The following is a 24,063-nucleotide window of genomic DNA, read 5'->3' on the forward strand; positions in this document are numbered from 1 at the left end:
GGTTATGTCGCAAATTTTTCACTTCTGCTGAGCTATATCACTACCTGTGCGTATAATTGAGTGAGGCGGGAGCAGCTGATGGTCGAGTTCAAAGGGGTCCATTTTCCGAAAAGTGTCATTTTATATGCTGTTTTCTTCTACGTCCGTTATGCAGTTTCGTATCGCGACCTTCAGGAAATAATGGCTGAGCGAGGCGTCGATGTTGACCATGCAACATTGAACCGATGGGTTGTTCGCTACTCACCGCAGATTGCTGCTCAGGCACAAAAACGTAAAAAGCCAACAGCCAGTTCCTGGCGTGTTGACGAGACATATATCAAGGTCAAAGGCAAATGGACTTATCTCTATCGGGCGGTTGATCGTAACGGTCAAACCCTTGATTTCATGCTCTCTGAGCGCCGAAATCTCAGTGCCGCAAGGCGTTTCTTCAAGAAGGCCATCGTAAACAATGGTGTTCCACACAAAATAGTCATTGATAAAAGCGGAGCCAATTTGGCTGGAGCTCAGGCTATAAACAACATCCTGAAAATCACTGGTACAGCTAAGGCGATTGAAATCCTGCAGGTTAAGTATCTGAACAATATCCTTGAGCAAGATCATCGTTTCATCAAGAGGCTTACCAAGCATATGTTAGGCTTCAAAGCTTTTCATTCAGCCTCAGCGACAATCGCAGGCATCGAAGTGGCTCACATGATCCGCAAAAACCAATTCGTAAATGACAATAGTTCATCATTCAAAGTCTTTGCCGAACTCGCAGCATAACTGTGCCTGCAGATAAGCACGTTTATATCCTGTTCAAAATTTTGCGACATAACCGTCAAAGCCGACGCTGCTCAAATATTTTTGAATTTTAAGCATCACAATGTTCTTAACGCGTACAAAACACTGAAGTATCAATCGCTTTGCAAGTTTTTTGAAGGATAAAGCAGATCCCCTACTGCCAATATTCATAAACAGTTATTTTACCGCAGCAGTAGTCCATGGTTTGAGATATGGAATTTGCGGAACCTTCCGATACTTTGCTCTAATGCGTAATTTTTGCCCCAACTTAGTCCATACAGTTAGATCAAAAGGCTCACCTAGCCATGCATCAGAAGGTAGGGATTGTATTTGGCTTATTGTCATATGCAGACAAAACGGTTCATCTGAGTGATCTTCGAAAAGCAATTCCAGAGCGTCCTCGGCATTTGCTTGGGGCCATGGACCACGAGATATCACTACATATTTCGCAGTCTTCATCTCGCGCACTAAATTTTTTACACTGCTTGGTACCAGCAACCGCGCAGCACCAGCATTCAAAGATAGATAGCAGTAACCACGATCTGCCAATTCACTTTCCCAAAAATTTGTTGTGACAATTTTCTGACCTTGGTTCCCAATTGTTATCATTTTATTTCCTATAATGAGTAAAAATATAGTTCTATTGTCATTAGTGTGTTCGATATTATTGAGTGTGCCAAGAGGTAAATATATTTTATTCATTGCTCAATTTCGATTTGATATGAAATTAACACTTCCATATCCGCATATGATTGCTTGAGTAAGTGTCCGTTCCAAAATGAATTGAGTGATTTCAGTTAGTTATGATTCAATCGGATTTCTGACATACGACGGAGATCAAGATGGCCTGGACTGAAATCACTCGCCGCGAGTATGAGCGACAGAGCACGCGTTATGCAAGCGACGTCACTGATGAAGAGTGGTATTTAATTTTGCCTCTTCTGCCTCCAGATCGGCGGCTTGGTCGTCCGCGTAAAACAGATATTCGTGAAGTGGTGAATGCGCTTTTGTATATTGGCACGACCGGCTGCCAATGGCGGTTTTTACCGAAGGATTTTCCACCTTTTTCAACGGTACAGAAATACTTCTACCGGTGGCGTGATGAAGGGATCCTGCGAAGTATCAACAATAGTCTTGTGATGGCAGTCAGCGAACGTGAAAGCAAACAAGCCAGTCCTACAGCAGGTGTCATAGACAGCCAGTCGGTGAAAACCACAGAAAGCGGCGGAATACGGGGCTTTGATGCAGGTAAGAAAATTAACGGCCGCAAACGCCATATCGTTGTTGATACGCTTGGCTTGATGGTTGGACTTGTGGTCCATTCTGCTGGTATTCAGGATCGGGATGGTGCGCCGCTTGTGCTGAAATCAATCCTGAAGCGTTGGCCATGGTTGCGACATATCTTTGCCGATGGTGGTTATGCAGGGCCAAAGCTGAAGTTGAAGCTTGAAAAGATCAGCAAATTCACGCTGGAAATCATCAAGCGGTCAGACGCGATTAAAGGCTTTAAGATTCTCCCGCGCAGATGGGTAGTTGAACGCACTTTTGCATGGTTGGGCCGATGCCGCAGATTGGCCAAAGACTTCGAGCGAACCATCGCTTCTGCTGAGGCGTGGATTTATATCGCAAATATCCGCATGCTCACAAGGCGCATCGCAAGATCTTGATAAAAATGAATTCTTTATGAGTCAGCCTCTAAAATTGAGTGAGCAGTTATGCCTCAAGGGCTATATTCAGAAGTTTAGTTATTACTCGATATGCGCGAACGATTGTTAACATATATTTCGTCACGGAAAATCATTTCACTATTGACCTGAGCCCTAATACTCCTCCGTTTTTCTAGAACCATTTTTATGGCGAACTCATTCGGCGTAGCATTACCGAGTGAAGAGTGCGGTCTGTTTTTCTGAACAGGCTTGAGTCTTTAGTTAAGTGTAAGCGGTCAGCCGATGGCGTTGGACTTGTAGTTCCAAGGCATGAGGCTTTCGATTTCTGTTACAGGCCATCCTCGAGCGATGCGGCTTAAGGTTTGGGATAGCCAGTTAAGCGGATCGACATTGTTCATTTGCATGCCTGGAGAAGCGTTGCCAACGTGGCCCAAGTCCGAGTTCGCCCAAAGCCCAAACCTCGGAAAGTCCCATAGCTGGCTGGTTCTAAAAGAACGAGCTTCAAATTTGCCATATTGGTGGAAGATAATAATAATTCAACGCCTCCCGGAGAATCTCTATATTTTCGTTGAAAAACTAAGAAGTAATGTAGGGAATACAAAATATATAGAAAAAACAGGGTGTCTACGAGAGACGCTGAAATGTAAGCGGTGTTTTGATCACACCTTGTTTGGATAGTTCCACGGTAAAAGTTGGTCGATTTGGTTTTGTTTATGGTCATTGACTATTGCAGTTAGCGTGCTTGTCAGCCATTTTTGCGGATCGATGGCGTTGAGTTTACAAGTTTCTATCAGCGATGCGATCGTAGCCCAGTTTTTGGCACCTGCTTCGTGGCCTGCAAAGAGTGCGTTTTGAACCGTCCCGGGTTTACCGGAGAGTAAAACTTTCCAAGGATGAGCCCTATGACACAGAGAAAACCCACCCCTTCCTACACGGCTGAATTTCGCGCACGCGGCGTTCGTCTTTTCAAAGAGAACCGCGCTGAATATGCGAGCGATAACGCGGCGTATTTGGCGATCGCGCCCAAGCTGGGCTGTTCACCGGACAGCCTGCGCAGCTGGTGTCGACAAGCAGACCGCGATGCCGATGAACGGCCCGGCCTGTCCAGCGATGAGAAGGCGCGGATCAAGGAATTGGAGCGCGAGAACAGAGAGCTTCGCCAAGCCAACGAGATTCTGAAGAAAGCGTCGGCGTATTTTGCCCAGGCGGAGCTTATCTTATAAAACCCACTGGCTTCTTGAGATAAAAAGGAGCTGCTACCCAGCACTGTAAACTGCGGGGTAGCGGCGGAGGTGGCATCGTGCGGAGCATGGTCTTGAAGGGCCGCGGTCGAGTTTGATGAACCTCCGCCTTTTTCTGCTGACCTGAACGGATACGTGGGCTACGGGCCCGTACGATAAGCAAAGGTAATAGAAAAGATGGCTAAGGATACCATTGGGATTGATGTGTCGAAAGACCGTTTGGACGCTTTTTGGCACTCTCGTAACGAGGCGCGCAGCCTAGCTAATACAACTGAAGGCTATGCACAGTTATGCGTCTGGATTGGGAAAATTAAAGACGTGGTGGTTGTTTTCGAGGCGACAGGTGCCTACCATCGTGGTCTTGAGAGACATCTCAGCTTGGCAGGACTGCCCTTTATCAAAGTCAATCCCAAACAAGCTCGCAGATTTGCACAGGCAATTGGCCGACTGGCCAAAACCGATAGCGTTGATGCCAAAATGCTGGCACACATGGGTATCGTACTTGATTTAGCCCCACAAGACGTGCAGGGCGAAGATGTTCATGATCTCAGAGAGTTACTAACTGCACGTCGAGCACTGGTTAAAGATCAGATTACTGCAAAAACACGCCTTGCTACAGCGCTCAATCCGCTCATTCGGGAACAGCTACATCGTCGGATTGATGATATTACCACCGATATTCAGGCGTTGGACGCAGTGATGGCACAGATCGCCAAGCAGCGAGGATCCCTCGAAAAATGCATTCGCCATCTAATCACTATCCCAGGGATTGGCAGGTTAACCGCGACGACGATGCTCATCGACATGCCGGAACTTGGACATCTCGACAGCAAAAAGATCGCCGCTTTGGCTGGTTTGGCTCCGATGACGCAGCAGTCTGGAAAATGGCAGGGTAAGGAACGGATAACCGGCGGACGATCATCGCTTCGAAGAGCAATGTATATGCCTGCGCTTGTCGCGATCCGCTTCAACAGTGATCTTCATCAAAAATACCAAGAGATGCTTAAGAAAGGTAAAGCGAAGAAGGTTGCCATTACTGCCGTTATGAGGCGTATTATTATTATGGCAAACACCTTGCTACGTGAAGTGCGTGATTGGCTTCCAAATTGTCCTTGACAAAGACGGATACTCGACCGCCCGTTTCGCAAATGATCGCCTTCATTGAAGAGCATCGTGGTATCTTTGGGGTCGAGCCGATCTGCAGGGTTCTACCGATCGCCCCATCAACATACTACGCGCGATCCGCTATTGTCCGGAACCCCGACCTGGCCTCGGATCGAGCGAGGCGCGATACGTTGAACAAGGCGCATATCAAACGCGTCTTTGATGCCAGCGGTGGCCGTTATGGAGCGCGAAAAATCTGGCATGCCCTGCGTCGCGAGGGAAAGGATTTCGCTCGCTGCACCGTCGAGCGCTTGATGAAAGCAATGGAGATACAAGGAGTTGTGCGCGGCAAGAAGATCATAACGACCAATTCTGACGCGATGCAGCCTTGCCCGAATGACAAGGTCAATCGGGAGTTTGTAGCAGCGATGCCAAACCAGCTCTGGGTATCGGACTTTACGTATGTCTCAAGTTGGCAGGGCATGGTCTATGTGGCCTTTGTCATCGACGTCTTTGCCAGGAAGATTGTCGGTTGGCGGGTCTCCACGTCTATGACCACAGGCTTTGTGCTTGATGCGTTGAACCAAGCCATCTGCCAGCGTGTGCCGTCACAAGCGGATGGATTGATCCATCACAGTGATCGCGGCAGTCAAGGTGGATTCAAACGGTGGTCGCAACGGTTCCGACTTGGAGGTTATGATGACAAACCGCAAACGCGCATCAGAGCGCAGCATACGAGTTAGACTGTATTCACCGGGACGGCCACGGGCGGCACTGCGTTCCCAGCAATTCATTTTTGACCAATGCAGCAAGCCCGTCATGGCCCTTACGAAAGTCGACAGGCTTTGTTGCCACCATGATCCGCACCCGATTTGAAGGAAAGATCATGATTGAGCCGCAAGCTCGCTTGCAACAGCTGCAATCCGGGACGCGGACACACCTTCTTCCAATCTGATAATGACCGAACCGCTGAATATCTCAACGCGAGAAGTGGTTGGTGTTACCGGTTCGATGGTTTGCTTCTCGACAACGATTGCTGCAAATTCCGTCTCATCCTCAGGCGCAGGCAACACAAGCTTGCCCTTGCGCGCCAGTGTGCGCCACGAAGACAGGTAATTTGCGCGAACGCCATAACGCTCTGCGACTTGCTGGACGCTCACGCCAGGCCGCAAGCTTTCCGAAACAATCCGCGCCTTTAAATCGGTCGACCACTGGCGATGTTTACCACGCTTACTCTGATCTGTTGTGAGAAACTCTATTCGAGGCTCCATCGAGAAACTCCGGTCTGTCCATTCAAAGCCTCTTAATGGCAGATCAGAAAATCAAACAGAATGTGGGGCCAAAACACCGCTTACAGTTCAGAGCCGAATGTTTGAACCAGCATTGGTTCATGACCCTTGACGATGCGCGCCAAAAGATGGAGGATTGGCGTGTAGATTACAATGAGGTTCGACCTCACAGAGCCATCGGCAATAAGCCACCGATTTCGCTGATGAATGGCTCAGGCGCATCAGGTTCGCCCAAAGCCCAAACCCCGGAAATCCACCAGCCGGGTGGTCCTAAAAACGGGTGCACATCAAGGAGAAGGAGAATTCTAATTCCCGGCGGCCCAATCTTGGGACTCATGTCAAATGTTTAGTATTATAAACTTTACTGCCTCCAAAAGATTTTACCGAACTATGCGGCAGTTTCCTGAAACTCTTTTGCAGCCGATATTGCTATTGATATAAATGCTTTCATCTGTGGTGTCTCGAGGTTAGCTTTCCATGCAAGTACGATTTTCACTGGTGGGGGATTATCTGTAATTTTCAAAAATGCGACCCCTGTAATTTGTAAGTTTCGAGCTGTTGCTGGTACTATCGCGACCCCCATTCCGGCACTAACCAGTCCAACGACAGTATGCACTTGGGTAGCCTTTTGAGATATAATAGGCACAAAGCCTGCTTTTTCGCACATCGCAGTGATTGAGGTATTGTAAAGAGGGCTTGTTTCGTAGGGAAAGAAAATAAACGGTTCGTTCGCTAACCGGATGAGCGATGCTTTTTTTACAGAAGCAAGTGGATTAAAGGCTGGAACTGCCAATAAAAACTCTTCTTCAAGTATTGTTTGTGTTTTTATTCCCTTTGTATACTTAGCTGGGCGCGTAATTCCTATGTCTATAAGATCAAGGGGTAGACTTTTAACTTGATCGGCGATGCCCATTTCTTTTAGTTCCAAATTAACTTCGGGATACAAGGCACGATAACGGTGCAGTACGCGTGGGAGTAATCCATAGCTGGATGAATGTATGAAACCAATGGAAAGTCGGCCTAATTCGCCTTTTCCAGCACGCCTAGTATCAACTTCAGCTTGATCTATATCACTCAGAATGGTCCGCGCGCGCTCAAATAAAAGGTGTCCTGCGGGGGTAAGTTCTACCCTTCTCTGAGTGCGCGTAAACAGAAGAATTCCTAGATGCGCCTCAATCTGTTGGATTTGTCTGGAGAGAGCTGGTTGAGCAATACGCAATCGGGCAGCCGCTCTGCCAAAATGTAATTCTTCAGCCACAGCATGAATGTAACGTAGTTGACGTGTTTCAAGCATTAATACCTCCTAGGCATCAATCAATGCTCTATTATGTATTGGACGTCAAGAGTTAGTGTCCCTACTTTCAAACCAGCATTTAAGGGAGGTTCCATTGCTAGGTTTTCGTATCAAAGACGACTTTCAACGTCCGGCTAATGATCTTATTGAAAAATTCCGTTCAATCCCCACTGCGATCATCAGTGATAATATGAACCGTGTCTTTGCTGGTGGTCCAGGGCTTCGTCCTTTTCATGGCGATGGCGTTATGTGTGGTAGCGCACTGACGGTTCGTACACGTCCTGGTGATAACCTAATGGTGCATAAGGCGCTGGACATCGCTAAGCCTGGCGATATCATCGTTGTAGATGCAAGTGGTGATCTTACCAATGCGATCATCGGCGAAATCATGCTTCGTTATGCTATATCCCGTTCGCTTGGGGGATTTGTCATTGACGGAGCAATCCGTGATACAAACGCAATTGTAGCAGCTGGGTTTCCAGTTTATGCACGCGGTATCACGCACCGTGGCCCTTACAAAGACGGTCCTGGCGAAATCGGCATTACAGTGTCTATCGGTGGTATGGTCGTAAATTCTGGAGACATCGTCGTAGGTGACAGCGACGGTTTAGTCGTAGTGCCACTAAGTCATGCCAACGAAGTCTTAGTACTGGCAACGAGCCAATATGAGCGAGAAGCAGCTATTATGCAGAGCATTGCTGATAGCACAATTGATCGTAGTTGGGTTGACGTAGCATTAAAGTCAAAAGGTATTTGATTGCTATGGCCTATAAAGCTTCGTGTTTGGTAGAATTTAGCCGGGACGTATTGGTGGCCAATGGTGCCCCAGAGCATGTGGCGCTTACTGTCGCGCAAAACCTTATTGAAGCTGATTTACGTGGTGTGAGCTCACATGGCATCGTTCGTTTGGGGATATATCTGGAACGTATAGCGAAGGGTATGGTTGTTCCGACTAATGAGCCAGAACTGATTAAAGACAGCGGTTCAGTCGGTCTAATGGATGGGCGTAATAACTTCGGCGCATACGTCGGAGCTCGAGCCCTTTCGGTAGCCATTGATCAAGCAAAGAATAAGGGAGCCTATATTCTGGGTGTCTCTTCTTCCAATCACTTTGGGACAGGTGCAACCTACGTCAAAAAGGCGGTTGATCAAGGTCTTGCGCTGATAGTTATGTCAAACGCATCACAGACCATGCCGCCAACAGGTGGTAAGAGGCCTTTTGTTGGTACAAACCCAATCGCTTTTGGTTTTCCAACTAGCAATGAAGTCCCATTTATCCTGGATATGGCAACGAGCCTAGTTGCACGTGGCAAGATTATTGTCGCCGCAAGTAAGGGTGAGGATATACCACTGGGATGGGCCATTGATAAAGACGGCAAGCCAACAACAGATGCTCATCTAGCACTTGATGGTGCGGTGTTACCGATGGGAGGTCCTAAAGGCTTCGGACTATCCATGGCGATTGACATTTTGTGCGGGGTAATGACTGGAGCAGGCTTTGGGTCTTCAGTAAATAACATGTACGAAAATTGGAATGATCCGCAAAATGTCGGGCATATGTTCATCGCTATTGATATAGAGCGCTTCATGCCCCTTTCGGCTTTCAAGGAAAGACTCAATGGATATATTGAGGAATTGAAGGCTGAGCCACGGGCAGAAGGCGCTAGTGAGATTCTATATGCTGGCGAGCTTGAATATAGAGCCGAAAAGCAAAGGCTGAGAGATGGGATAACTCTACCTTTGACTGTCGAACAAGAATTACAAAAATTGGGCAATTTACATGGGATTAAACTGCCCCGGAATGATTGATGGAGGATACAATGAAACCGTTCACTTACCACGTTCCTACACAGATTGAATTCGGCAACGGTATAATTGCCAAACTTCCAGAATATGTACGAAGCCTTAAGGCAAGCCGTGCGATCGTGGTTGGAGACCCTGGGATCGAACGCGCTGGTTTGGTTGATAAAATCAAAACCATTTTAATGTCAGATGGAATTGATACAATATCATTTACTGATGTAGAGAGCGATCCTGCAACCCGTTCAGTTGATGAAGGTACTGCGTTAGGTAAAGCTCACCAAGCAGATATTGTCATTGGTGTGGGTGGGGGTAGCGCCCTTGATACAGCAAAAGCAATTGGATTGATGCTGACGAACACGGGCAATATCCGTGACTACGTGGGTATCGACATTGTGCCGCTTGCTGGCGCTCCTGTCATAGCTGTTCCGACAACTGCTGGCACAGGAAGCGAGCTAACAATTTGGTCTGTTCTTTCCGACAAAGTTCAGAAGGTAAAAATCAGCGTTGGCAGCTCGTTAAACTGCGCCAAGATCGCCTTACTTGATCCAGAACTGACCCTCTCTCTACCTAGTGGGCTTACAGCCACCACCGGTATGGATGCCCTTACTCATGCGCTAGAATCATACGTCAACACTGCTACGCAGCCCATTTCTGAAGCGATGTCTGAACAAGCAATGACCTTGATTGCCAAAAGTTTGCGGGCAGCTGTTAACGATGGGAATAATCTCGAAGCGCGTGGTGACATGCTTCTTGCTAGCACAATCGCGGCAATGGCCTTTAACAATACGCGTCTTGGCCTTGTCCACGCTTTCGCCATGCCACTTGGGGCAAAATTCGGCATTCCTCATGGGCTAGTCAATGCAATCATGCTGCCTGAAGTCATGCGGTTTAATCATTTATCGAATGCCAAAAAATTTGCCCGTATCGCAGAAATTTTTGGTGAAGATGTGAGTAATCTTTCGGTTGAAGAGGCAGCTTTACGTTCAGTGGACGCTATCAATAAATTGAAGGCCGATGTGGGTATCAATGCAAAGCTAAGTAATTTTGGCGTAACGCCTGATCACTTTGACGAAATCGTCAATGAAGCGCTGCAATCCGGAAACGTACCGGTCAATCCGCGCCAGCCTACACATGATGATATGCGTTCTCTGTTGCAAGCTGAACTGAACTGATAGGTATCGAGAAACATTATGAGCGATATGTTGAATTGGTTACGTGGACACGCTGGCGTGGTCCAAGGGAATTTTATTGGCGGCGAATGGCGTACCCCGAAGCAAAATAGATCGAAAATCTATAATCCAGGACTTCGTGACCAGTGTCTCGGAGAGTTCACAGATAGTGACGAAAATGATGTCGGCGAAGCCGTTTGCTCAGCTCATGAAGCATGGCTTTCTTGGCGTAACGTGCCTGGACCTGACCGTGGTGCGATCTTGTTTCGTGCTGCCGATTTGTTGGAGCAACGCTTAGACGAGATCGCTTTCGTTCTCGCTGCAGAGCAGGGTAAAGTGCTATCAGAGGCCCGTGGCGAAGTATCCCGTGCTGCAAAAGAAATGCGGTTCTGTGCAGGGGAAGCAAGTCGTATTGATGGTGATGTGCTACCGAGCGAAAAACGTAATGGTCTAGCTATGACTATGCGTGAGCCGATCGGGGTTGTTGCGGCAATTGGACCTTGGAATTTTCCAGTCGTCACACCAGTGCGTAAAATCGCACCTGCACTTGCCTATGGCTGCTCGGTGGTTCTTAAGCCATCAAACCTCACACCTTGGTCCGCTACAAAGCTGATGGATGTATTCAAAGACGCTGGAGTGCCTAATGGTGTTGTCAGTCTCGTCTTTGGTTCGGGGCGGATTGTTGGTGAAGCACTGATACGTCACAAACTGATTAAAGGCGTGAGCTTCACTGGGTCGACAGGCGTTGGTGCCACTATCAATACAGAAGCAAGCAAATCATTTGTCCGAACTCAGCTTGAGCTTGGTGGCAAAAATGCTGCGGTTATTTTTGACTATGCAAGTGCAGAAGTCTTGGCAAAACAGATTAGCGCTGCCGCATTTCAATGCACGGGCCAACGATGTACCGCAATCAGCCGCATCGTCGTGTTAAAAGATCGGGCTGACGAAATAACAGAAGCAATTCAAGCAGAATTAGCGGCAATCAAGGTAGGGCCAGCTTGGGAGGCTGGAGCTACTATGGGGCCAATGATCACGGCTGATCACAAGTCCTCTGTTATGAAATACATTGATATCGGCAAAAATGAAGGTGCAAAGCTCGCCTTCGGCGGAAGTTCGCTGGAGTCGGGTGAATTGACGCAAGGCCATTTCGTTGAGCCAACCTTGTTCACCGATGTTACCCCAGGCTCAAGGCTCGCTCTGGAGGAGATGTTCGGCCCAGTCTTGTCCGTGATTAAAGTCAGTTCCATTGATGAGGCGTTCAATGTTGCCAATGAAGTTGATTATGGTTTGGCAGCCTCGGTTTATACCCGCGATGTTGATCTGGCGTTACGTTTTACCCGTGAATCTCAAACTGGCATGGTTCACGTCAATCACGGTACAGCAAGCGAAGCGCATATGCCTTTTGGAGGGGTCAAGGCTTCCGGCTTTGGTGCTTATTCGATCGGGCATTCCAATCAGGATTTCTTCACAACAATGAAGAGTGTCTATTTCCAAGGCTAAAGTTCAATAATGGGAGGATTGAAATGAGGAAATTAAAATTATTCGGCTTGGCGTTGACTGTGTCGAGCCTTATGGCGACAACTGCCATGGCAGAAACAGTACTGCGTCTTGGTCACGTCTGGTCAAATTCGGAAGTACATGCCGTTTCCGTTCAAAAGTTTGCTGATGACGTCAGTGCTGCTACTAACGGCGAGGTGCGGATTGATATCTATGGCAATAGCACTTTGGGGAGTGATCGTGAGCTCCTCGAAGGCATAAAATTCATGACCAACGATATCTGGGTAGGTGGCGCTGGAGTGCTGTCGACAGCTTCCGACACGGCCCGTATCTTTACTATTCCATTCATGATCCAGGACATTGATCATTACAATGCTGTCTATGATGGAGAAGTTGGACAACAAGTTACGGATGGTATTCGTAATGAATCCGGATATGAGGTTCTTTCGTATTGGTTGCGCGGCCCTCGCTGGTTAACAACGAAAAAAGAAATTCACAAACCAGATGACCTTTCGGGGCTTAAGGTTCGTGTTCCTGACAGCACAGTCACCGTAAAATCTTGGAACCAATTAGGTGTTGCCGCTACGCCTATGAACTTTGGTGAAGTGTTTAACGCACTTCAGCAGGGCGTTATTGATGGGCAAGAAAACCCGCTATCGCTGATTGACTCAAGTCAGTTCGCACAGGTTGTCAAATATCTCATCCGGACTGAGCATGCGTATGAGCCTGTCACGGTAGTAATGGATGCCCAGCGTTTACAAGAAATGCCCGAAAACCATCGTAAGGCGATCATGGAAGCAGCTAATGGTGTTGCAAAGAAATACGCGGCTGATGAGGTAAATAAGGGTGAGCAGGCATTCCTAACGAAGCTTCAAAATGACGGTATGATTTTGATCGAACCTGATAAACAACCTTTCCAGGAAAAGGTAGGGAGCGATTTTGTGAAAGAAAATTTCCCTACTGTATCCGATCTTTATACCACGATCGTAGGTGTGGGGACACCTGCAAACAAATAAGAATACACCCATTCTAGGGAGGGTAAGATGAAACATTCCGCGTCGGAAGAGGCTCCGATAGGCCAGCGAACTGTCTCAAAAACATATCGCGAAAATTGGACAGTGATCCAATGGATTGATCGAGTAAACGAGTTAATACTGAATAGTCTTGCGCTTGTACTGGTCATTCTTGCTCTGTTAGGCATTGCCCAAGTCATTGCACGATATGTTATCGGTGTGCCACTGACATGGTCAGAAGAAATAATTCGTTTTGCATTGATCTGGTCTGTTTTTATCGGATCCGGAGTAGCTGTACGACGCGGAATGTTGGTTGCTGTCGAAGTTATCTACTTAATTGTTCCTGCCCGTATTGCTCGGGTTGTAGGTTATATTAGCCTTACGATTTCGGCATTTTTTTGGGCACTTTTAATTTACTACGGCTGGACTGTGCGTAGGATGGTCGGCACCTTAATGTCAGGTTCGCTCGAATTGCCGATGCATTTTGTGTACTTAGCTATTCCTGCTGGTGCAGCTATCGCCCTTATCAATACCATGGTTGTCGCGATAGATCCGCCCAAGCAGGTCTTCTCGCAAGCTGCTAGTTAAGAGGTATATATCATGTATCCAATAGCTATTGGCTTCTCACTTTTTGCATTTTTTTTGCTGACTGTACCTATTGCAATTACGTTGGGGATGACTTCTGCCATCACAATGTATAGCTCTGGAATCCCGTTGCAAGCATTGGTGCAGCGGATGTTCGCGGCGCTTGATTCATTCCCATTGACCGCTATTCCATTCTTTATATTGGCCGGCGCATTGATGGAAGTGAGCGGAATTTCCACTCGCCTTGTAAACTTGGCGCACTCATTGGTGGGACGTGCAACGGGTGGACTTGGCCTAGTGGCGGTAATATCAGCAATGTTTTTCGCTGCCATTTCAGGGTCCAGTGCTGCTACCACAGCTGCTATCGGTGGTATCCTTATTCCAGCCATGGCAAAACGCGGTTATCCGCGTCCCTTCGCTACTTCTGTGCAAGCTTCATCAGGCGAATTAGGCGTAATCATACCTCCATCCATTCCGATGATTATTTTTGCACTTACTGCAGGTGTACCCGTTTCAATTGGTGATCTATTTATAGCTGGTATTTTTCCAGGTTTCTTAGTTGCTGGTGGATTGATGTTGACGGTCTATATCGTCAGCAAACGCAACGGCTATGGTAAAACTCACGATGAGAATGATCCACATGGCGAAACTCGTGCTAGTGTGTGGAAATGTTTCAAAGAAGCAATACTTGCCCTGATGTTACCCGTGTTGATATTAGGCGGTATCTATGGTGGCATATTTACGCCAACCGAAGCTGCTGCGGTTGCCGTGGGATTTGCTCTGATTGTAGGCGGACTTATCTTCCGTAGTATCAGTTTTAGTGGATTGATGACGGCGCTGCGCTCATCAATCCTAAATACAGTGGTGATACTATTAATCATATCTGCAGCCAGCGTATTTGGATGGGTACTAACCGCTAATCGTATTCCAGAAATGGTGTCTCAATTCTTCATCGCTATTTCTGATAATCCATTGGTATTCCTGGCGTTAATCAATCTGATGCTATTGATAGTTGGTATGTTCCTAGAAACCGGAGCAGCTATCACTATTCTTGCGCCAATCCTTACACCGGTTGCAATGCAACTTGGCATTAACCCGCTGCATTTTGGTATCGTAATGATCGTAAACCTAGCTGTCGGGATGACTACGCCGCCTGTGGGTGTGAACTTATTTGTCGCTTGTCAGATTGCTGGTTTGAGGGTGGAACAAATCGTGAAAAGCATGTTGCCCTTCTATGCAGCTTTATTGATCTGCTTAGGAATAATTACTTACTTCCCGGCGCTAACTCTTTGGCTGCCTGCCGTATTGAAATAACTAGTTTAGCTTATCTCGATAAATAGTGGAGGAATAATATGTCGACTTCAGTAACAACAAAATCAGTTTACGAGCCGGACCAGCAGGGCCTGTATTTTCCACGCCCACCTGAGTTTGCAACATTTGCTGAAGAGCGCCAGCATCGCCGTGAGCGGCTGGCTGCTGTCTGCAGGATATTCGCCCGCTACAAATTTGAATATGGATTTGCAGGCCATATGACAGTGCGTGACCCTGAACACGCCAATCTATTTTGGACGAACCCGTTTGGCATGAGTATGTCACGGGTTAGAGCATCAGATCTAATTCTTGTCGATCATGATGGTAAAGTCGTTGAAGGAACATGGGCAGTTAACCGAGCTGGTTTCGTTCTACACTCGGCAATTCACGAAGAAAATCCTGATATTGTCGCTTCCTGCCATGCTCATACAGTTAATGGAATGGCTTGGGCAGCCTTGGGCCGTCCGCTGGATCCAATTACACAAACCGCTTGTGGCTTCTATGGACATCAAGCTTTGATAACAGAAGAAGCCGGAGCAGTCGTCATCGAACGAGGAGCAGGCTTCTCAGTTGCAAAAGCGTTCGGTGATGCCAAGGTCGCAATTCATCAAAACCATGGCTTATTCAGTGTCGGACGTCATAGCATCGATGAAGCTGCTTGGTGGTTTATCGCGTTAGAGCGTGCTTGTGAAATCCAGTTAAAAGCCGAAGCTACTGGCTCCCCATTGAAGCTAGTCTCGCCCGAAAAAGCAACGCATTCAGCAAAGCATCTCGCAACACCATTTATGGGTTGGCTCCATTTCCAACCTATCTATGATTGGATTATTCATGCTGAACCTGATCTCGTTAACTGACGGCCCTGAAATGAACATTAAAACTAATCCAACCAAAACCTACAAAGTTCTCATTTGCGATCTTGTTGGTCTTAAACTGGGGGCTAATGGTGAGCCTGACCCTATTGAAGTCAGGAATTATATTGAGGCGGCAGGCGGGGTTTTCCATACTAGCGGCTTGGACACCGCCGTTCAATTAAGCAAAGGGCGGATCAACTTTTTCTATCTACCCGATATCTCTACGGAAGAAGAGTTATTGCACGAAACAAGAGATGCGCGATATGATGGGGTAATTGCTGCGGCAACAGTTTTACCAGAGAAAAGTGTCTTTGGTATCGCTGGTGTAAGGATTGGAGCCGGCACTGGTAATATGCAATCGGCTTCTTGGGGAGGTGGTGACGGAATTGGCGGTAACGCTGTTCTTATGAACACACCAGGCCTGAACAGCGTAGCGACAGCCCAAATGGTGATGCGTGGATTGCTAAAATTTGCACCTGACCTTCCATTTGAGCATCTCCACGATCTCGTCATGGCGAGTGATTTCGATACAGGACGGGATTTACGGAGATTTCCAACAGAAAAGTTGGAGGGGAAACGATTATCAGTGCTTGGCTATGGCAATATAGGCAGGGAAGTCGCGAAACTCGGTAAAGCATTTGGAATGCTCGTTACAATCTATGCCCGTAGCCACCGCCGAGAACAAATTGAGGCGGAAGGCTTTCGCTTTTCTGGTAACCCCGTTCAAGCAGCGACAGATGCAGATGTAGTTTCAGTTCATATTGGGCTTGGACAGTTCAATGCTGACGACAAGCAATATGCTAATTATGGTTTTATCGGAAGTGATATATTGTCTGCAATGAGTGATGAGAGCATCCTTATTAATTTCGACCGTGGAGAAGTCGTGGATGTTCAGGCCCTAGATACGGCAATGGCAAACAATAAAGTTTTTGCTGCTGCAATTGATGCAGATATATTTCGTACAGAAGATGGCATATTGAGCGGTCCTTTAACTCCATACATCCCACTCGCTCATCGCTATCCTGGAAGGATTTTACTTTTACCACATGCAGCTGCGGATACGGATCATCCCTCGCGAGTAGCTGGTGCGAAGCAAGCGGTTGACCAGATGATTGCTGCAATACACTCGGGGGAGATCAGCAATCTCAAAGGTGATCTGCCAAATGATTTCTATATTAATACGGTGAAGCTATGAAGTCTAAGGAAGCAAGAGAATTTCTCACCGGATTATTTAATGCCGCCGTCAAGGCTGCTGATCCACTATCAGGTATTAGGGCGCATCTGCCATCTCCCCCTGAGGGTGGTAAAACAGTCGTAATTGGTGCAGGCAAGGGTTCCGCTCAGATGGCGCAAGCGCTTGAGCTTCTATGGCCACACCCAATTGAAGGTACAGTTGTCACACGCTATGGCTACGGCTGCGCTACCCGCAATATTGAAGTCTTGGAAGCAGCACATCCCGTCCCTGACGAAAATGGTATTAAAGCCGCAGAAAGGTTGCTTGACCGTGTCGCTCAACTCACCGAAGACGATCTCGTAATTGCACTAATATGTGGCGGAGGTTCCGCTCTTTTACCAGCGCCACCATGTGGCTTCACTCTGCAAGATGAAATTCATCTCAACCGTGTTCTGCTCTCATCTGGAGCACCAATATCTGCTATGAACACGGTTCGTAAACACTTCTCTCGAATAAAGGGGGGCCGCCTTGCAGCAGCAACCAAGGCAAGAATTGTTAGCTTAGTGATTTCGGATATTCCTGGAGATAACCCAGCGTTCATCTCTTCTGGACCTACCATTCCCGATACGACCACACGTGAAGATGCTTTGCAAATTATTGAGCGCTACAGGATTGAACTTTCTCCAAAGATCCATGATTTTATAAGATCTTCAGAAGCTGTCGCTCCGCTGCCAACAGATGCCACCTTTGAACGTGACAATCACCATATTGTGGCATCAGCACGAGTTTCGCTTGATGCTGCCGCAGAACTCTCATTATCAAAGGGAATTAACGCTTATATTCTCTCTGATGCAATGGAAGGCGAGGCGCGTGATGTCGCGGGAGTTCATGGTGCTATTGCAAATGAAATTGCTACAAGAGGTAGCCCCTTTCTAACTCCATGCGTTCTCCTTTCTGGCGGTGAAACAACTGTCACAATACGAAACAAGGGAGGCAAAGGAGGGAGAAATAGCGAGTTCGCACTTGCACTTGCCACTTGGCTAAATTGTCACAATATTCATTCTCTAATTGCTGATACCGATGGAATAGACGGTTCCGAGAATAATGCAGGAGCCTTTGTCGACGGAACGACACTGCGCCGAATGATAGAAAACTGCATAGATATCGAAGATGCCCTCTCACAGCATGATACTTATACGGCTTTTTCCTCAATCAATGATCTTTTTGTTACCGGACCTACTGGTACAAACGTTAACGATTTCAGAGCGATACTCATTTTATCCCACGAGTAAACAATGACGTGAGCCCCGCAAACTCCTCCAGATTTTGGTAGAGTCCCATCCTTGGTAGGAGATGGACAATGAAACGCTCACGGTTTTCAGACGAACAGATAATCGGGATGATTAAAGAGCAGGAAGCTGGAACGCCGACTGCACAAGTGTGTCGCAAATATGGAATTAGCAGCGCCAGTTTTTATAAATATAAAGCCAAATTTGGTGGCCTGGAGGTTTCCGATGCGCGCAAACTGAAAGCATTGGAAGAAGAAAATGCCAAGCTAAAAAAGCTGTTGGCTGAGACGATGCTTGACAATGCTATTTTGAAAGATGTCGCTGCAAAAAAATGGTAACGCCCGATGCCAGGCGAGACGCAGTTGTTCACGTCTGCCAAGTGTATGCCGTGAGCCAGCGTCGGGCGTGTGCCGTTTTATGTATTGATCGTAAGCGTTTTCTGGATCTCACCTTTTGTCTGCCTTTTATATCTGCGATTTCCGTTTGTGTAGATTTGGCGGGAGTTTCGCGATGGCGACTACGGTGGAGTTTCTCAAGGGCTATGGCATAGATATCCGTGGGAATGGTCAGCGGCGCTGGCCTGATGATATAAAGGCGCGGATTGTGGCAGAAAGCTTGAAGCCCGGTGCAACAGTGAACGCAGTTGCAGCGCGTTATGGACTTCGGGCGAACCATCTTTCTGAATGGCGCAGCCGGGCGCGTGACGGCAAGTTGGTTTTGCCAGCGGTTGAAGATGACGATTTGTGTTTTGCACCTGTTGTGCTGTCGGATGTCGGTCACGATGCTGCTGTGCCCTCCATTTCAGAACAATCGAATAAAGGTGACGCGACGAAGGCGGTACCGGTCGAGATAGTGACAGGCAATATAATAATCCGGCTTGATGGCGGTACGGGGGCTGTGCGCATTGCCGAGATCGTGTGGGCGATCGGGTCGCGCTCATGATATTTCCGTCGAACCGCGTGCGGGTTCTGGTCTCGACGCAGCCTGTAGATTTCAGGAAAGGGCATGATGGCCTGACTGCAATTGTGTCATCAGTGCTGCGCAAGGATCCGTTCACGGGCACGGTCTTTGTCTTCCGCTCGCGTCGGGCGGACAGATTGAAGCTTTTATATTGGGACGGTACTGGCTTGGTGATGGCTTACAAGCGGTTAGAGGCTACTACCTTTATCTGGCCTGCCATCAAGAACGGGGTAATAGCGTTGAACCATGCCCAGTTTAAGGCGCTGTTTGCTGGGCTCGACTGGCGTAAAGTCAAAGCTTTGGAAACACGCCCGCCAGTTGCGGCAGAATGAATCAACTGCTTGTTTATGCATGTTTTTACCGGAGATTTATGATAGCTCTGGCACATGTCAAATACGCCTGCCATCGACCTTTCTGCCATTCCTGCCGAGCAACGCGCGGCGGTTTTGATGTTGATGGAAAAGGTGGCAACGCTTACGCAAATCACCAAGCGGCAAGAGTATCTGATCGCCGAGTTGAACCATGCTTTGTATGGCAAACGGTCGGAAAAGCTGACCGCGGATGAGCGGCAGCTGGCGTTTGAGGATCTGTCCATTGCTCTGAGCGAGGTCGAAGAAGCAAAGGGGAAGTGTGCGGACAAAGAAGCCGAGGTTAGAACGAGGAATAAACTTGCCCCCAAGCGCACTATCGGTAACCTTCCTGATATGCTGCCACGTATCGAGGAAATCATCGAGCCGGACAGCCTGATTTGTCCGTGTGGCTGTGGCATCATGCACAAAATTGGCGAAGATCGTAGCGAGCGATTGGATATTGTGCCGGCGCAGTTACGCGTCATTGTTTCTGTGCGCCCGAAATACGCTTGCCGGACCTGCACTGACGGGGTTGTTCAGGCATCCGCGCGGTCGCATTTGATGATGGGAGGCCTGCCAAGCGAGGCCACCATCGCCCATGTTCTGGTGAGCAAATATGCGGACCATTTGCCATTGTATCGCCAGAGCCAGATATTTGCGCGTGCAGGCCTTGATTTGCACCGCGCCGTTTTGGCCGATTGGGTCGGCAAGGCCGCGTTCCACTTGAAACCCGTTGTTGATCGCTTGGCCGAACATCTGAAACGATCCGGCAAACTGTTCATGGATGAAACCACCGCCCCGGTGCTGGATCCGGGACGGGGGACGACAAAGACGGGATATCTCTGGACGCTGGCCCGTGATGACCGGCCTTGGGGTAGTGAGGACCCGCCAGGCGTGGTTTATTTTTACGCCCCCGGCCGTGCAGGCGAAAACGCAGAAACCTTCCTGAGCGGCTTCAACGGCATCCTGCAAGTCGACGGATATCAGGGTTATAATCGGTTGACGCGCCCCTCGCGCAAGGGCGGTGATCCCATTCGTGTGGCGAATTGCTGGGCTCATGCACGGCGCAAACTCAAAGAAATTTACGACCGCGACGGCTCTGAAATCGCTGCTGAAGGCTTGCGGCGCATTGCTGAAATCTATGCCGTTGAAGCCGATATCCGTGGCCACGCTCCCAGTCAGCGATTATCTGAACGTCAAACCCGAAGCGCCCCATTGGTAACAGCCTTTGGGGACTGGCTCCAAGCGCAACGCCGCAAGATCTCCGGCAAGTCTCGACTAGGCGAGAAGCTGGCCTATATCCACAATCACTGGGAGGGACTGCAAGCCTTCCTGAGTGATGGTCGCGTCGAGATTGATAATAACTGCATCGAAAATCTGATCCGACCCATCGCTCTTAATCGCAAAAATGCCCTCTTTGCAGGCCACGACGAAGGCGGCATCGCTTGGGGTCGTATCGCTTCGCTGATCGAGACCTGCAAGATCAACGGCGTTGAACCCTTTGTCTATCTCAGGGACACTTTGACAGCGATCGCAAACGGCTATCCCCAAAGTCGCCTCGAAGAGCTACTACCCTGGAGCTTTAAGCCGTCAAGTTAAAACCCATGTGCTCTCCAGCAAACGCTTACCCATATCCGCATATGATTGCTTGAGTAAAATTGAGTGAGCAGTGATTCCTCAAGGCCTATATTCAGAAGTTTAGTTATTACTTGATATGCGCGAACAATTGTTAACGTATATTTCGTCACGGAAAATCATTTCATTATTGACTTGAGCCTAATGCTCTACCGTTTTTCTAGAACCATTTTTATGGCGAACTCATTCGGCGTAGCATTACCGAGTGAAGAGTGCGGTCTGTCTTTCTGAACAGGCTTGAGTCTTTAGTTAAGTGGATTTCCGCCACGATTATGCCGTGTTCGTTATCATATAAAATGGAACTGTAGCCCCCGCTAAAGATCGATCATATTCACTGTTAATTAGATTTGCGATAAATCTCACTGGGTGAACGATATCCTAAAGCCTTATGTCGGCGAAGCTCATTGAAACTCGAAAAATAAATGGAGACCATTATTCTTATGATGTGTTTTATATTATAAACAATCTTTCAAACTGGCTCGAATTGAATTATCACCGGTTGGAGCATCAATATGCCCTCCTACAAAGAAACCATTCGCAGTCATACTATTTACAACTAAGCTGAAACTCCCTTTGATAACTTCATTAGCTACTTTTTTATCAAGGCTCAGTGTCGCCATTATCCTTTGTTTTGGATAGTATTTGGCGGTTGTTTTATCGAATTCATACTCTTTTATTTCATTGAATAAACGCCATCCACCGTCAAGAAATGATATCTGCTCAGCTGTCAACCCTGATTCACTATCTTCAGCGTAGAAATTAATTGTTGGGTTGCCTTTCCAGCAAAAGAATTCCATTTCGTATAGTTTTTCAAGGCCTCGAGAATTCCTTGAATTCACTGCACTTGCAACGATTTCACCACTCTTTGCCTTCAGAGTAAAATTGGTAAACTTATCTGATGGGGTAACCCCGAATTCTTTCAACTCTATCTCACTAAGGACATACATTTCATTAGGAGGAGTTAAAGACATTACTTCGAACAGTTCCTGCTTCGCGCCCATTGTTCGTAAGTAGCTTGACATAAGGGCAGAAATTGACTGCGTGCTTGTTTCTAGCATTGAATGCGAGAAAACGTTTCTATCGCTGTCACTACTTGCAAACTGATGAAACCCAATTTTAGAGTCCTCATCAACAGTTCTCTCTACGCCGCCCATGAATGCCAACGCACACGCTGAATAACACTCAGCTCCCAGCAATCGTTGAGCGTTGGAACTATATTCCCATTCTTCTTGAAAAGGCGGCTTTGAAGGATATTTCGCTACTATAGTGCTAACGCTCTCCTGTCTAAAGAACAGCCCCAACTGAATGCCTTCAGCGAGATTGCCGCCGGGGCTGTTTAATGCAACAGCGTAACTAAAAGCGTCATATGCGTCTGTTTCCCATGCCTTTTTGAATTTCTCGGCATCCCCGACTTCGATAGGTCCATCCACGATGAAAATCATAGAATGGTTATAGCGAATGGTCGCTATTTCGATAGCATTCGAACTAGCGGTTGATGCAAGTATACCGATCAGAATGAAAGTTATTATTGTTTTCATATTTTATATTTTCGTTGTACAAAACCAATTCTTGGTTGTTTTATTCTGAATACATATCGACCCAGCTTCATCAACTTTGCGGTTTGCAGAAGCCCCATTGATTTTGAATGAAGACTTACCAATTGATATCACTGTCTTACTGCCACTCGGCCACACGAAGTCAACATTGATGAATTCAGCAGTTTGCTTAACTTCACCACGGACGCAAATCTCTTCATCGAGAATTCGACCATCATTAGACTTCACTACGCACTTGTAGTGCTGTCCATCAACCGCCTTTGTTACATCCACTTTATCAGGTAAAGCTGCCAGCTTCATATGCGCAGGCCACAGGGCTAGTTTCGAAACTTCGTTATAAACACCCTCTTCGAGCTCCGGATCGCACTTCTCAGTTCCTAGCCGAATGTCATAAGTTTCATTATATCCGCAGATCATCAGCGCATTATGCATAAAACGAACATTACAACTGGCATCGGCGTAGCCAGCATCAGTACTGGTTACATTGTAATTTTTACCAAAATTAGAATCAACAAACCGCGATTGCCTTTCTACAGTTTGAATGTCGTTATAAGACTTAGCTATATATTTGGATGTGTGGTTGTCTAAGATACGAGTTTCCCAAAAATAAGCGTTGTCGCAAGCCATGAAAGCTGATTTCTGATCTATACCTTTTGGCTCTTCATACCCAAAAATTTCAATATCGAAGCGTCCCGCTTTATTTATGTTATCGATCATGAAGAAGTCATTACCTTCATGAGCGATCATGGCTTTTACTAAGTCCGGCTTCATCATCGGGCGCGTTGTAAAAGGACCGGTTGGATTGTTTGCGAGGCTAAATATTTTAAGAAGGTTTTCTTGCGCCTGGTCGTAAGCGAATGCTAGTGCTTTAATTGAGATTTGCTCATCTGACTGTATGTCGAGGAACGGTCGATGAAAGCCTAACTTTGCATCCTTATGCATCTTGCGGCTTGACCAGCCCATCTCAGCGCCCTGCACTTTTCCCATGATAAACATTATCGCACAGGCTGAATAACAACTTTCACCTTTCCTCAGAACCGTGGTAATTCCTCGCTCGTATATGGCAGAAGCAAGTGCTGTGCCCTCAACTAGACTTCCACCTGGTGAGTTCAAACAAATTGCATCGCCCTTTGTAGATTCACCATCGAATCCAGTTAGCACCGCATCTGCTAGAACACTAAAACGAGCAAGATCGCCTGAGACAATCTCTCCGCTTAATTCAATTAAACATAAGGGATCGTTTGAACGTATAATTTCAGCGGATTTTGAAGGGGTAATATGCCCAAAAATCGAAATAGCAGATATCAGTGCTGCCAATGTCAGTGATAATATTGAAAACATTCTCCGCCCCATAGTTCCCTATTTTTAATGCATAATGGCGTACCGAGGCGAAATCAATGTTATCTAAAGTTATTAGTAAAAAATGGTTCCACTGCAAGATTTTCACGTCTATTTTACTATGTTAGAAGTTGCTATTACTGTCAGGACAATACAA

At 47.3% G+C, this 24,063-nt stretch carries 23 protein-coding genes, 6 pseudogenes and 1 other annotated feature; of the genes and pseudogenes, 20 read left to right on the plus strand and 9 right to left on the minus strand.

The genetic code is table 11. From position 1 onward, the window contains the following. The first annotated feature begins 78 nt into the window (after positions 1-78). Complete coding sequence (locus JNC77_RS15850; protein ID WP_374834253.1) at positions 79-762, plus strand: IS6 family transposase; 684 nt, start codon at positions 79-81, stop codon at positions 760-762. A 195-nt stretch (positions 763-957) separates the two neighbouring features. On the opposite strand, the gene JNC77_RS15855 is transcribed toward JNC77_RS15850, so the two are convergent. Next, positions 958-1,482 carry a hypothetical protein gene (locus tag JNC77_RS15855; RefSeq protein ID WP_374834255.1) on the minus strand — a complete coding sequence of 175 codons (525 nt, stop codon included), beginning with the start codon at positions 1,480-1,482 and terminating at the stop codon, positions 958-960. A 140-nt stretch (positions 1,483-1,622) separates the two neighbouring features. Between JNC77_RS15855 and JNC77_RS15860 the strand changes: the two genes are divergently transcribed. Then, positions 1,623-2,447 carry an IS5 family transposase gene (locus JNC77_RS15860; protein ID WP_374834257.1) on the plus strand — a complete coding sequence of 275 codons (825 nt, stop codon included), beginning with the start codon at positions 1,623-1,625 and terminating at the stop codon, positions 2,445-2,447. Between the two features lie 275 nt (positions 2,448-2,722). On the opposite strand, the pseudogene JNC77_RS15865 reads toward JNC77_RS15860, so the two are convergent. Together JNC77_RS15865 and JNC77_RS15870 are read right to left on the minus strand one after the other, a co-directional pair. Further along, positions 2,723-2,895, minus strand: a pseudogene (locus JNC77_RS15865) (transposase domain-containing protein); the annotation flags it as partial. A 211-nt stretch (positions 2,896-3,106) separates the two neighbouring features. Further along, a pseudogene (locus JNC77_RS15870) lies at positions 3,107-3,301 on the minus strand (transposase domain-containing protein); the annotation flags it as partial. 48 nt (positions 3,302-3,349) lie between these two features. Here JNC77_RS15870 and JNC77_RS15875 point away from each other — a divergent pair. The 3 genes and pseudogenes from JNC77_RS15875 to JNC77_RS15885 form a co-directional block, all read left to right on the plus strand. Continuing rightward, a pseudogene (locus JNC77_RS15875) lies at positions 3,350-3,660 on the plus strand (transposase); the annotation flags it as partial. A gap of 205 nt (positions 3,661-3,865) precedes the next feature. After that, entirely contained in the window at positions 3,866-4,804 is a 939-nt protein-coding gene (locus JNC77_RS15880; protein ID WP_374834259.1) for an IS110 family RNA-guided transposase, read from the plus strand. Next, positions 4,794-4,911 (plus strand) — a sequence feature (AL1L pseudoknot). Its footprint overlaps the gene before it by 11 nt. Beyond that, the gene (locus JNC77_RS15885; protein ID WP_374834261.1) at positions 4,837-5,535 is read left to right on the plus strand and encodes an IS3 family transposase; all 699 of its coding nucleotides are present in this window, start codon (positions 4,837-4,839) and stop codon (positions 5,533-5,535) included. Its footprint overlaps the feature before it by 75 nt. Before the next feature lie 43 nt (positions 5,536-5,578). Here the strand turns inward: JNC77_RS15885 and tnpB (JNC77_RS15890) are convergent. Both tnpB (JNC77_RS15890) and tnpA (JNC77_RS15895) read right to left on the minus strand, forming a co-directional pair. Further along, positions 5,579-5,680, minus strand: a pseudogene (gene tnpB / locus JNC77_RS15890) (IS66 family insertion sequence element accessory protein TnpB); the annotation flags it as partial. Continuing rightward, complete coding sequence (gene tnpA, locus JNC77_RS15895) at positions 5,677-6,063, minus strand: IS66-like element accessory protein TnpA (protein ID WP_374834263.1); 387 nt, start codon at positions 6,061-6,063, stop codon at positions 5,677-5,679. The gene tnpA (JNC77_RS15895) and the pseudogene tnpB (JNC77_RS15890), both read right to left, overlap by 4 nt. A gap of 83 nt (positions 6,064-6,146) precedes the next feature. Between tnpA (JNC77_RS15895) and JNC77_RS15900 the strand changes: the two are divergent. Continuing rightward, positions 6,147-6,314, plus strand: a pseudogene (locus tag JNC77_RS15900) (integrase core domain-containing protein); the annotation flags it as partial. Here the strand turns inward: JNC77_RS15900 and JNC77_RS15905 are convergent. Further along, positions 6,248-6,418 (minus strand): hypothetical protein, encoded by a 171-nt coding sequence (locus JNC77_RS15905; RefSeq protein ID WP_374834311.1) that lies wholly within the window; start codon positions 6,416-6,418, stop codon positions 6,248-6,250. The pseudogene JNC77_RS15900 and the gene JNC77_RS15905 sit on opposite strands and share 67 nt — an antisense overlap. 51 nt (positions 6,419-6,469) lie before the next feature. Further along, the gene (locus JNC77_RS15910) at positions 6,470-7,375 is read right to left on the minus strand and encodes a LysR substrate-binding domain-containing protein (protein ID WP_374834265.1); all 906 of its coding nucleotides are present in this window, start codon (positions 7,373-7,375) and stop codon (positions 6,470-6,472) included. 94 nt (positions 7,376-7,469) lie between these two features. On the opposite strand from JNC77_RS15910, the gene JNC77_RS15915 reads away from it, so the two are divergent. The 14 genes and pseudogenes from JNC77_RS15915 to tnpC all read left to right on the plus strand — a co-directional run bounded on the left by JNC77_RS15915 (position 7,470) and on the right by tnpC (position 20,976). Continuing rightward, entirely contained in the window at positions 7,470-8,132 is a 663-nt protein-coding gene (locus JNC77_RS15915; RefSeq protein ID WP_374834267.1) for an RraA family protein, read from the plus strand. A gap of 5 nt (positions 8,133-8,137) precedes the next feature. Then, the gene (locus JNC77_RS15920; RefSeq protein ID WP_374834269.1) at positions 8,138-9,184 is read left to right on the plus strand and encodes an Ldh family oxidoreductase; all 1,047 of its coding nucleotides are present in this window, start codon (positions 8,138-8,140) and stop codon (positions 9,182-9,184) included. An 11-nt stretch (positions 9,185-9,195) separates the two neighbouring features. Beyond that, the gene (locus JNC77_RS15925) at positions 9,196-10,350 is read left to right on the plus strand and encodes an iron-containing alcohol dehydrogenase (RefSeq protein ID WP_374834271.1); all 1,155 of its coding nucleotides are present in this window, start codon (positions 9,196-9,198) and stop codon (positions 10,348-10,350) included. Positions 10,351-10,368: 18 nt separating this feature from the next. Continuing rightward, positions 10,369-11,847, plus strand: coding sequence for an aldehyde dehydrogenase family protein (locus JNC77_RS15930; RefSeq protein WP_374834273.1), 1,479 nt, complete (start codon positions 10,369-10,371; stop codon positions 11,845-11,847). A gap of 23 nt (positions 11,848-11,870) precedes the next feature. Further along, positions 11,871-12,860: a TRAP transporter substrate-binding protein gene (locus JNC77_RS15935; protein ID WP_374834274.1), complete on the plus strand. Its 990-nt coding sequence runs from the start codon at positions 11,871-11,873 to the stop codon at positions 12,858-12,860. 27 nt (positions 12,861-12,887) lie between these two features. Beyond that, positions 12,888-13,445 (plus strand): TRAP transporter small permease, encoded by a 558-nt coding sequence (locus JNC77_RS15940; RefSeq protein WP_374834276.1) that lies wholly within the window; start codon positions 12,888-12,890, stop codon positions 13,443-13,445. A gap of 12 nt (positions 13,446-13,457) precedes the next feature. Then, positions 13,458-14,756, plus strand: a complete 1,299-nt coding sequence (locus tag JNC77_RS15945; protein ID WP_374834278.1) for a TRAP transporter large permease — start codon at positions 13,458-13,460, stop codon at positions 14,754-14,756. A gap of 38 nt (positions 14,757-14,794) precedes the next feature. Further along, positions 14,795-15,607: a class II aldolase/adducin family protein gene (locus JNC77_RS15950; RefSeq protein ID WP_374834280.1), complete on the plus strand. Its 813-nt coding sequence runs from the start codon at positions 14,795-14,797 to the stop codon at positions 15,605-15,607. Beyond that, complete coding sequence (locus JNC77_RS15955; RefSeq protein ID WP_374834282.1) at positions 15,582-16,799, plus strand: NAD(P)-dependent oxidoreductase; 1,218 nt, start codon at positions 15,582-15,584, stop codon at positions 16,797-16,799. Before JNC77_RS15950 ends, JNC77_RS15955 begins: the two co-directional genes overlap by 26 nt. Further along, positions 16,796-18,070 carry a glycerate kinase type-2 family protein gene (locus tag JNC77_RS15960; RefSeq protein WP_374834284.1) on the plus strand — a complete coding sequence of 425 codons (1,275 nt, stop codon included), beginning with the start codon at positions 16,796-16,798 and terminating at the stop codon, positions 18,068-18,070. Before JNC77_RS15955 ends, JNC77_RS15960 begins: the two co-directional genes overlap by 4 nt. Positions 18,071-18,138: 68 nt before the next feature. Then, positions 18,139-18,500: pseudogene (locus JNC77_RS15965) on the plus strand (transposase); the annotation flags it as partial. 77 nt (positions 18,501-18,577) lie between these two features. Further along, a complete protein-coding gene (gene tnpA, locus JNC77_RS15970; RefSeq protein WP_374834286.1) occupies positions 18,578-19,009 on the plus strand; it encodes an IS66-like element accessory protein TnpA in 432 nt (143 codons plus the stop codon). Next, positions 19,006-19,359 (plus strand): IS66 family insertion sequence element accessory protein TnpB, encoded by a 354-nt coding sequence (gene tnpB / locus JNC77_RS15975; protein ID WP_374834288.1) that lies wholly within the window; start codon positions 19,006-19,008, stop codon positions 19,357-19,359. The genes tnpA (JNC77_RS15970) and tnpB (JNC77_RS15975) overlap by 4 nt, the downstream gene beginning before the upstream one ends. A gap of 117 nt (positions 19,360-19,476) precedes the next feature. Further along, entirely contained in the window at positions 19,477-20,976 is a 1,500-nt protein-coding gene (gene tnpC / locus JNC77_RS15980; RefSeq protein WP_374834309.1) for an IS66 family transposase, read from the plus strand. 491 nt (positions 20,977-21,467) lie between these two features. On the opposite strand, the gene JNC77_RS15985 is transcribed toward tnpC, so the two are convergent. Both JNC77_RS15985 and JNC77_RS15990 read right to left on the minus strand, forming a co-directional pair. Next, positions 21,468-22,550, minus strand: a complete 1,083-nt coding sequence (locus tag JNC77_RS15985; protein ID WP_374834290.1) for a COG3904 family protein — start codon at positions 22,548-22,550, stop codon at positions 21,468-21,470. Between the two features lie 3 nt (positions 22,551-22,553). Next, a complete protein-coding gene (locus tag JNC77_RS15990) occupies positions 22,554-23,909 on the minus strand; it encodes a hypothetical protein (RefSeq protein WP_374834291.1) in 1,356 nt (451 codons plus the stop codon). Positions 23,910-24,063: the final 154 nt, after the last annotated feature.

The sequence above is a fragment of the Paenochrobactrum pullorum genome (genome assembly GCF_041929845.1).
GTDB lineage: Bacteria > Pseudomonadota > Alphaproteobacteria > Rhizobiales > Rhizobiaceae > Paenochrobactrum > Paenochrobactrum pullorum.

Coding starts and splice junctions, on each gene's coding strand:
- JNC77_RS15850 (WP_374834253.1), top strand. CDS start 79: ATGGTCGAGTTCAAAGGGGTCCATTTTCCGAAAAGTGTCATTTTATAT.
- JNC77_RS15855 (WP_374834255.1), bottom strand. CDS start 1,482: ATGAATAAAATATATTTACCTCTTGGCACACTCAATAATATCGAACAC.
- JNC77_RS15860 (WP_374834257.1), top strand. CDS start 1,623: ATGGCCTGGACTGAAATCACTCGCCGCGAGTATGAGCGACAGAGCACG.
- JNC77_RS15880 (WP_374834259.1), top strand. CDS start 3,866: ATGGCTAAGGATACCATTGGGATTGATGTGTCGAAAGACCGTTTGGAC.
- JNC77_RS15885 (WP_374834261.1), top strand. CDS start 4,837: ATGATCGCCTTCATTGAAGAGCATCGTGGTATCTTTGGGGTCGAGCCG.
- tnpA (WP_374834263.1), bottom strand. CDS start 6,063: ATGGAGCCTCGAATAGAGTTTCTCACAACAGATCAGAGTAAGCGTGGT.
- JNC77_RS15905 (WP_374834311.1), bottom strand. CDS start 6,418: ATGAGTCCCAAGATTGGGCCGCCGGGAATTAGAATTCTCCTTCTCCTT.
- JNC77_RS15910 (WP_374834265.1), bottom strand. CDS start 7,375: ATGCTTGAAACACGTCAACTACGTTACATTCATGCTGTGGCTGAAGAA.
- JNC77_RS15920 (WP_374834269.1), top strand. CDS start 8,138: ATGGCCTATAAAGCTTCGTGTTTGGTAGAATTTAGCCGGGACGTATTG.
- JNC77_RS15925 (WP_374834271.1), top strand. CDS start 9,196: ATGAAACCGTTCACTTACCACGTTCCTACACAGATTGAATTCGGCAAC.
- JNC77_RS15930 (WP_374834273.1), top strand. CDS start 10,369: ATGAGCGATATGTTGAATTGGTTACGTGGACACGCTGGCGTGGTCCAA.
- JNC77_RS15935 (WP_374834274.1), top strand. CDS start 11,871: ATGAGGAAATTAAAATTATTCGGCTTGGCGTTGACTGTGTCGAGCCTT.
- JNC77_RS15940 (WP_374834276.1), top strand. CDS start 12,888: ATGAAACATTCCGCGTCGGAAGAGGCTCCGATAGGCCAGCGAACTGTC.
- JNC77_RS15945 (WP_374834278.1), top strand. CDS start 13,458: ATGTATCCAATAGCTATTGGCTTCTCACTTTTTGCATTTTTTTTGCTG.
- JNC77_RS15950 (WP_374834280.1), top strand. CDS start 14,795: ATGTCGACTTCAGTAACAACAAAATCAGTTTACGAGCCGGACCAGCAG.
- JNC77_RS15955 (WP_374834282.1), top strand. CDS start 15,582: ATGCTGAACCTGATCTCGTTAACTGACGGCCCTGAAATGAACATTAAA.
- JNC77_RS15960 (WP_374834284.1), top strand. CDS start 16,796: ATGAAGTCTAAGGAAGCAAGAGAATTTCTCACCGGATTATTTAATGCC.
- tnpA (WP_374834286.1), top strand. CDS start 18,578: ATGGCGACTACGGTGGAGTTTCTCAAGGGCTATGGCATAGATATCCGT.
- tnpB (WP_374834288.1), top strand. CDS start 19,006: ATGATATTTCCGTCGAACCGCGTGCGGGTTCTGGTCTCGACGCAGCCT.
- tnpC (WP_374834309.1), top strand. CDS start 19,477: ATGTTGATGGAAAAGGTGGCAACGCTTACGCAAATCACCAAGCGGCAA.
- JNC77_RS15985 (WP_374834290.1), bottom strand. CDS start 22,550: ATGAAAACAATAATAACTTTCATTCTGATCGGTATACTTGCATCAACC.
- JNC77_RS15990 (WP_374834291.1), bottom strand. CDS start 23,909: ATGTTTTCAATATTATCACTGACATTGGCAGCACTGATATCTGCTATT.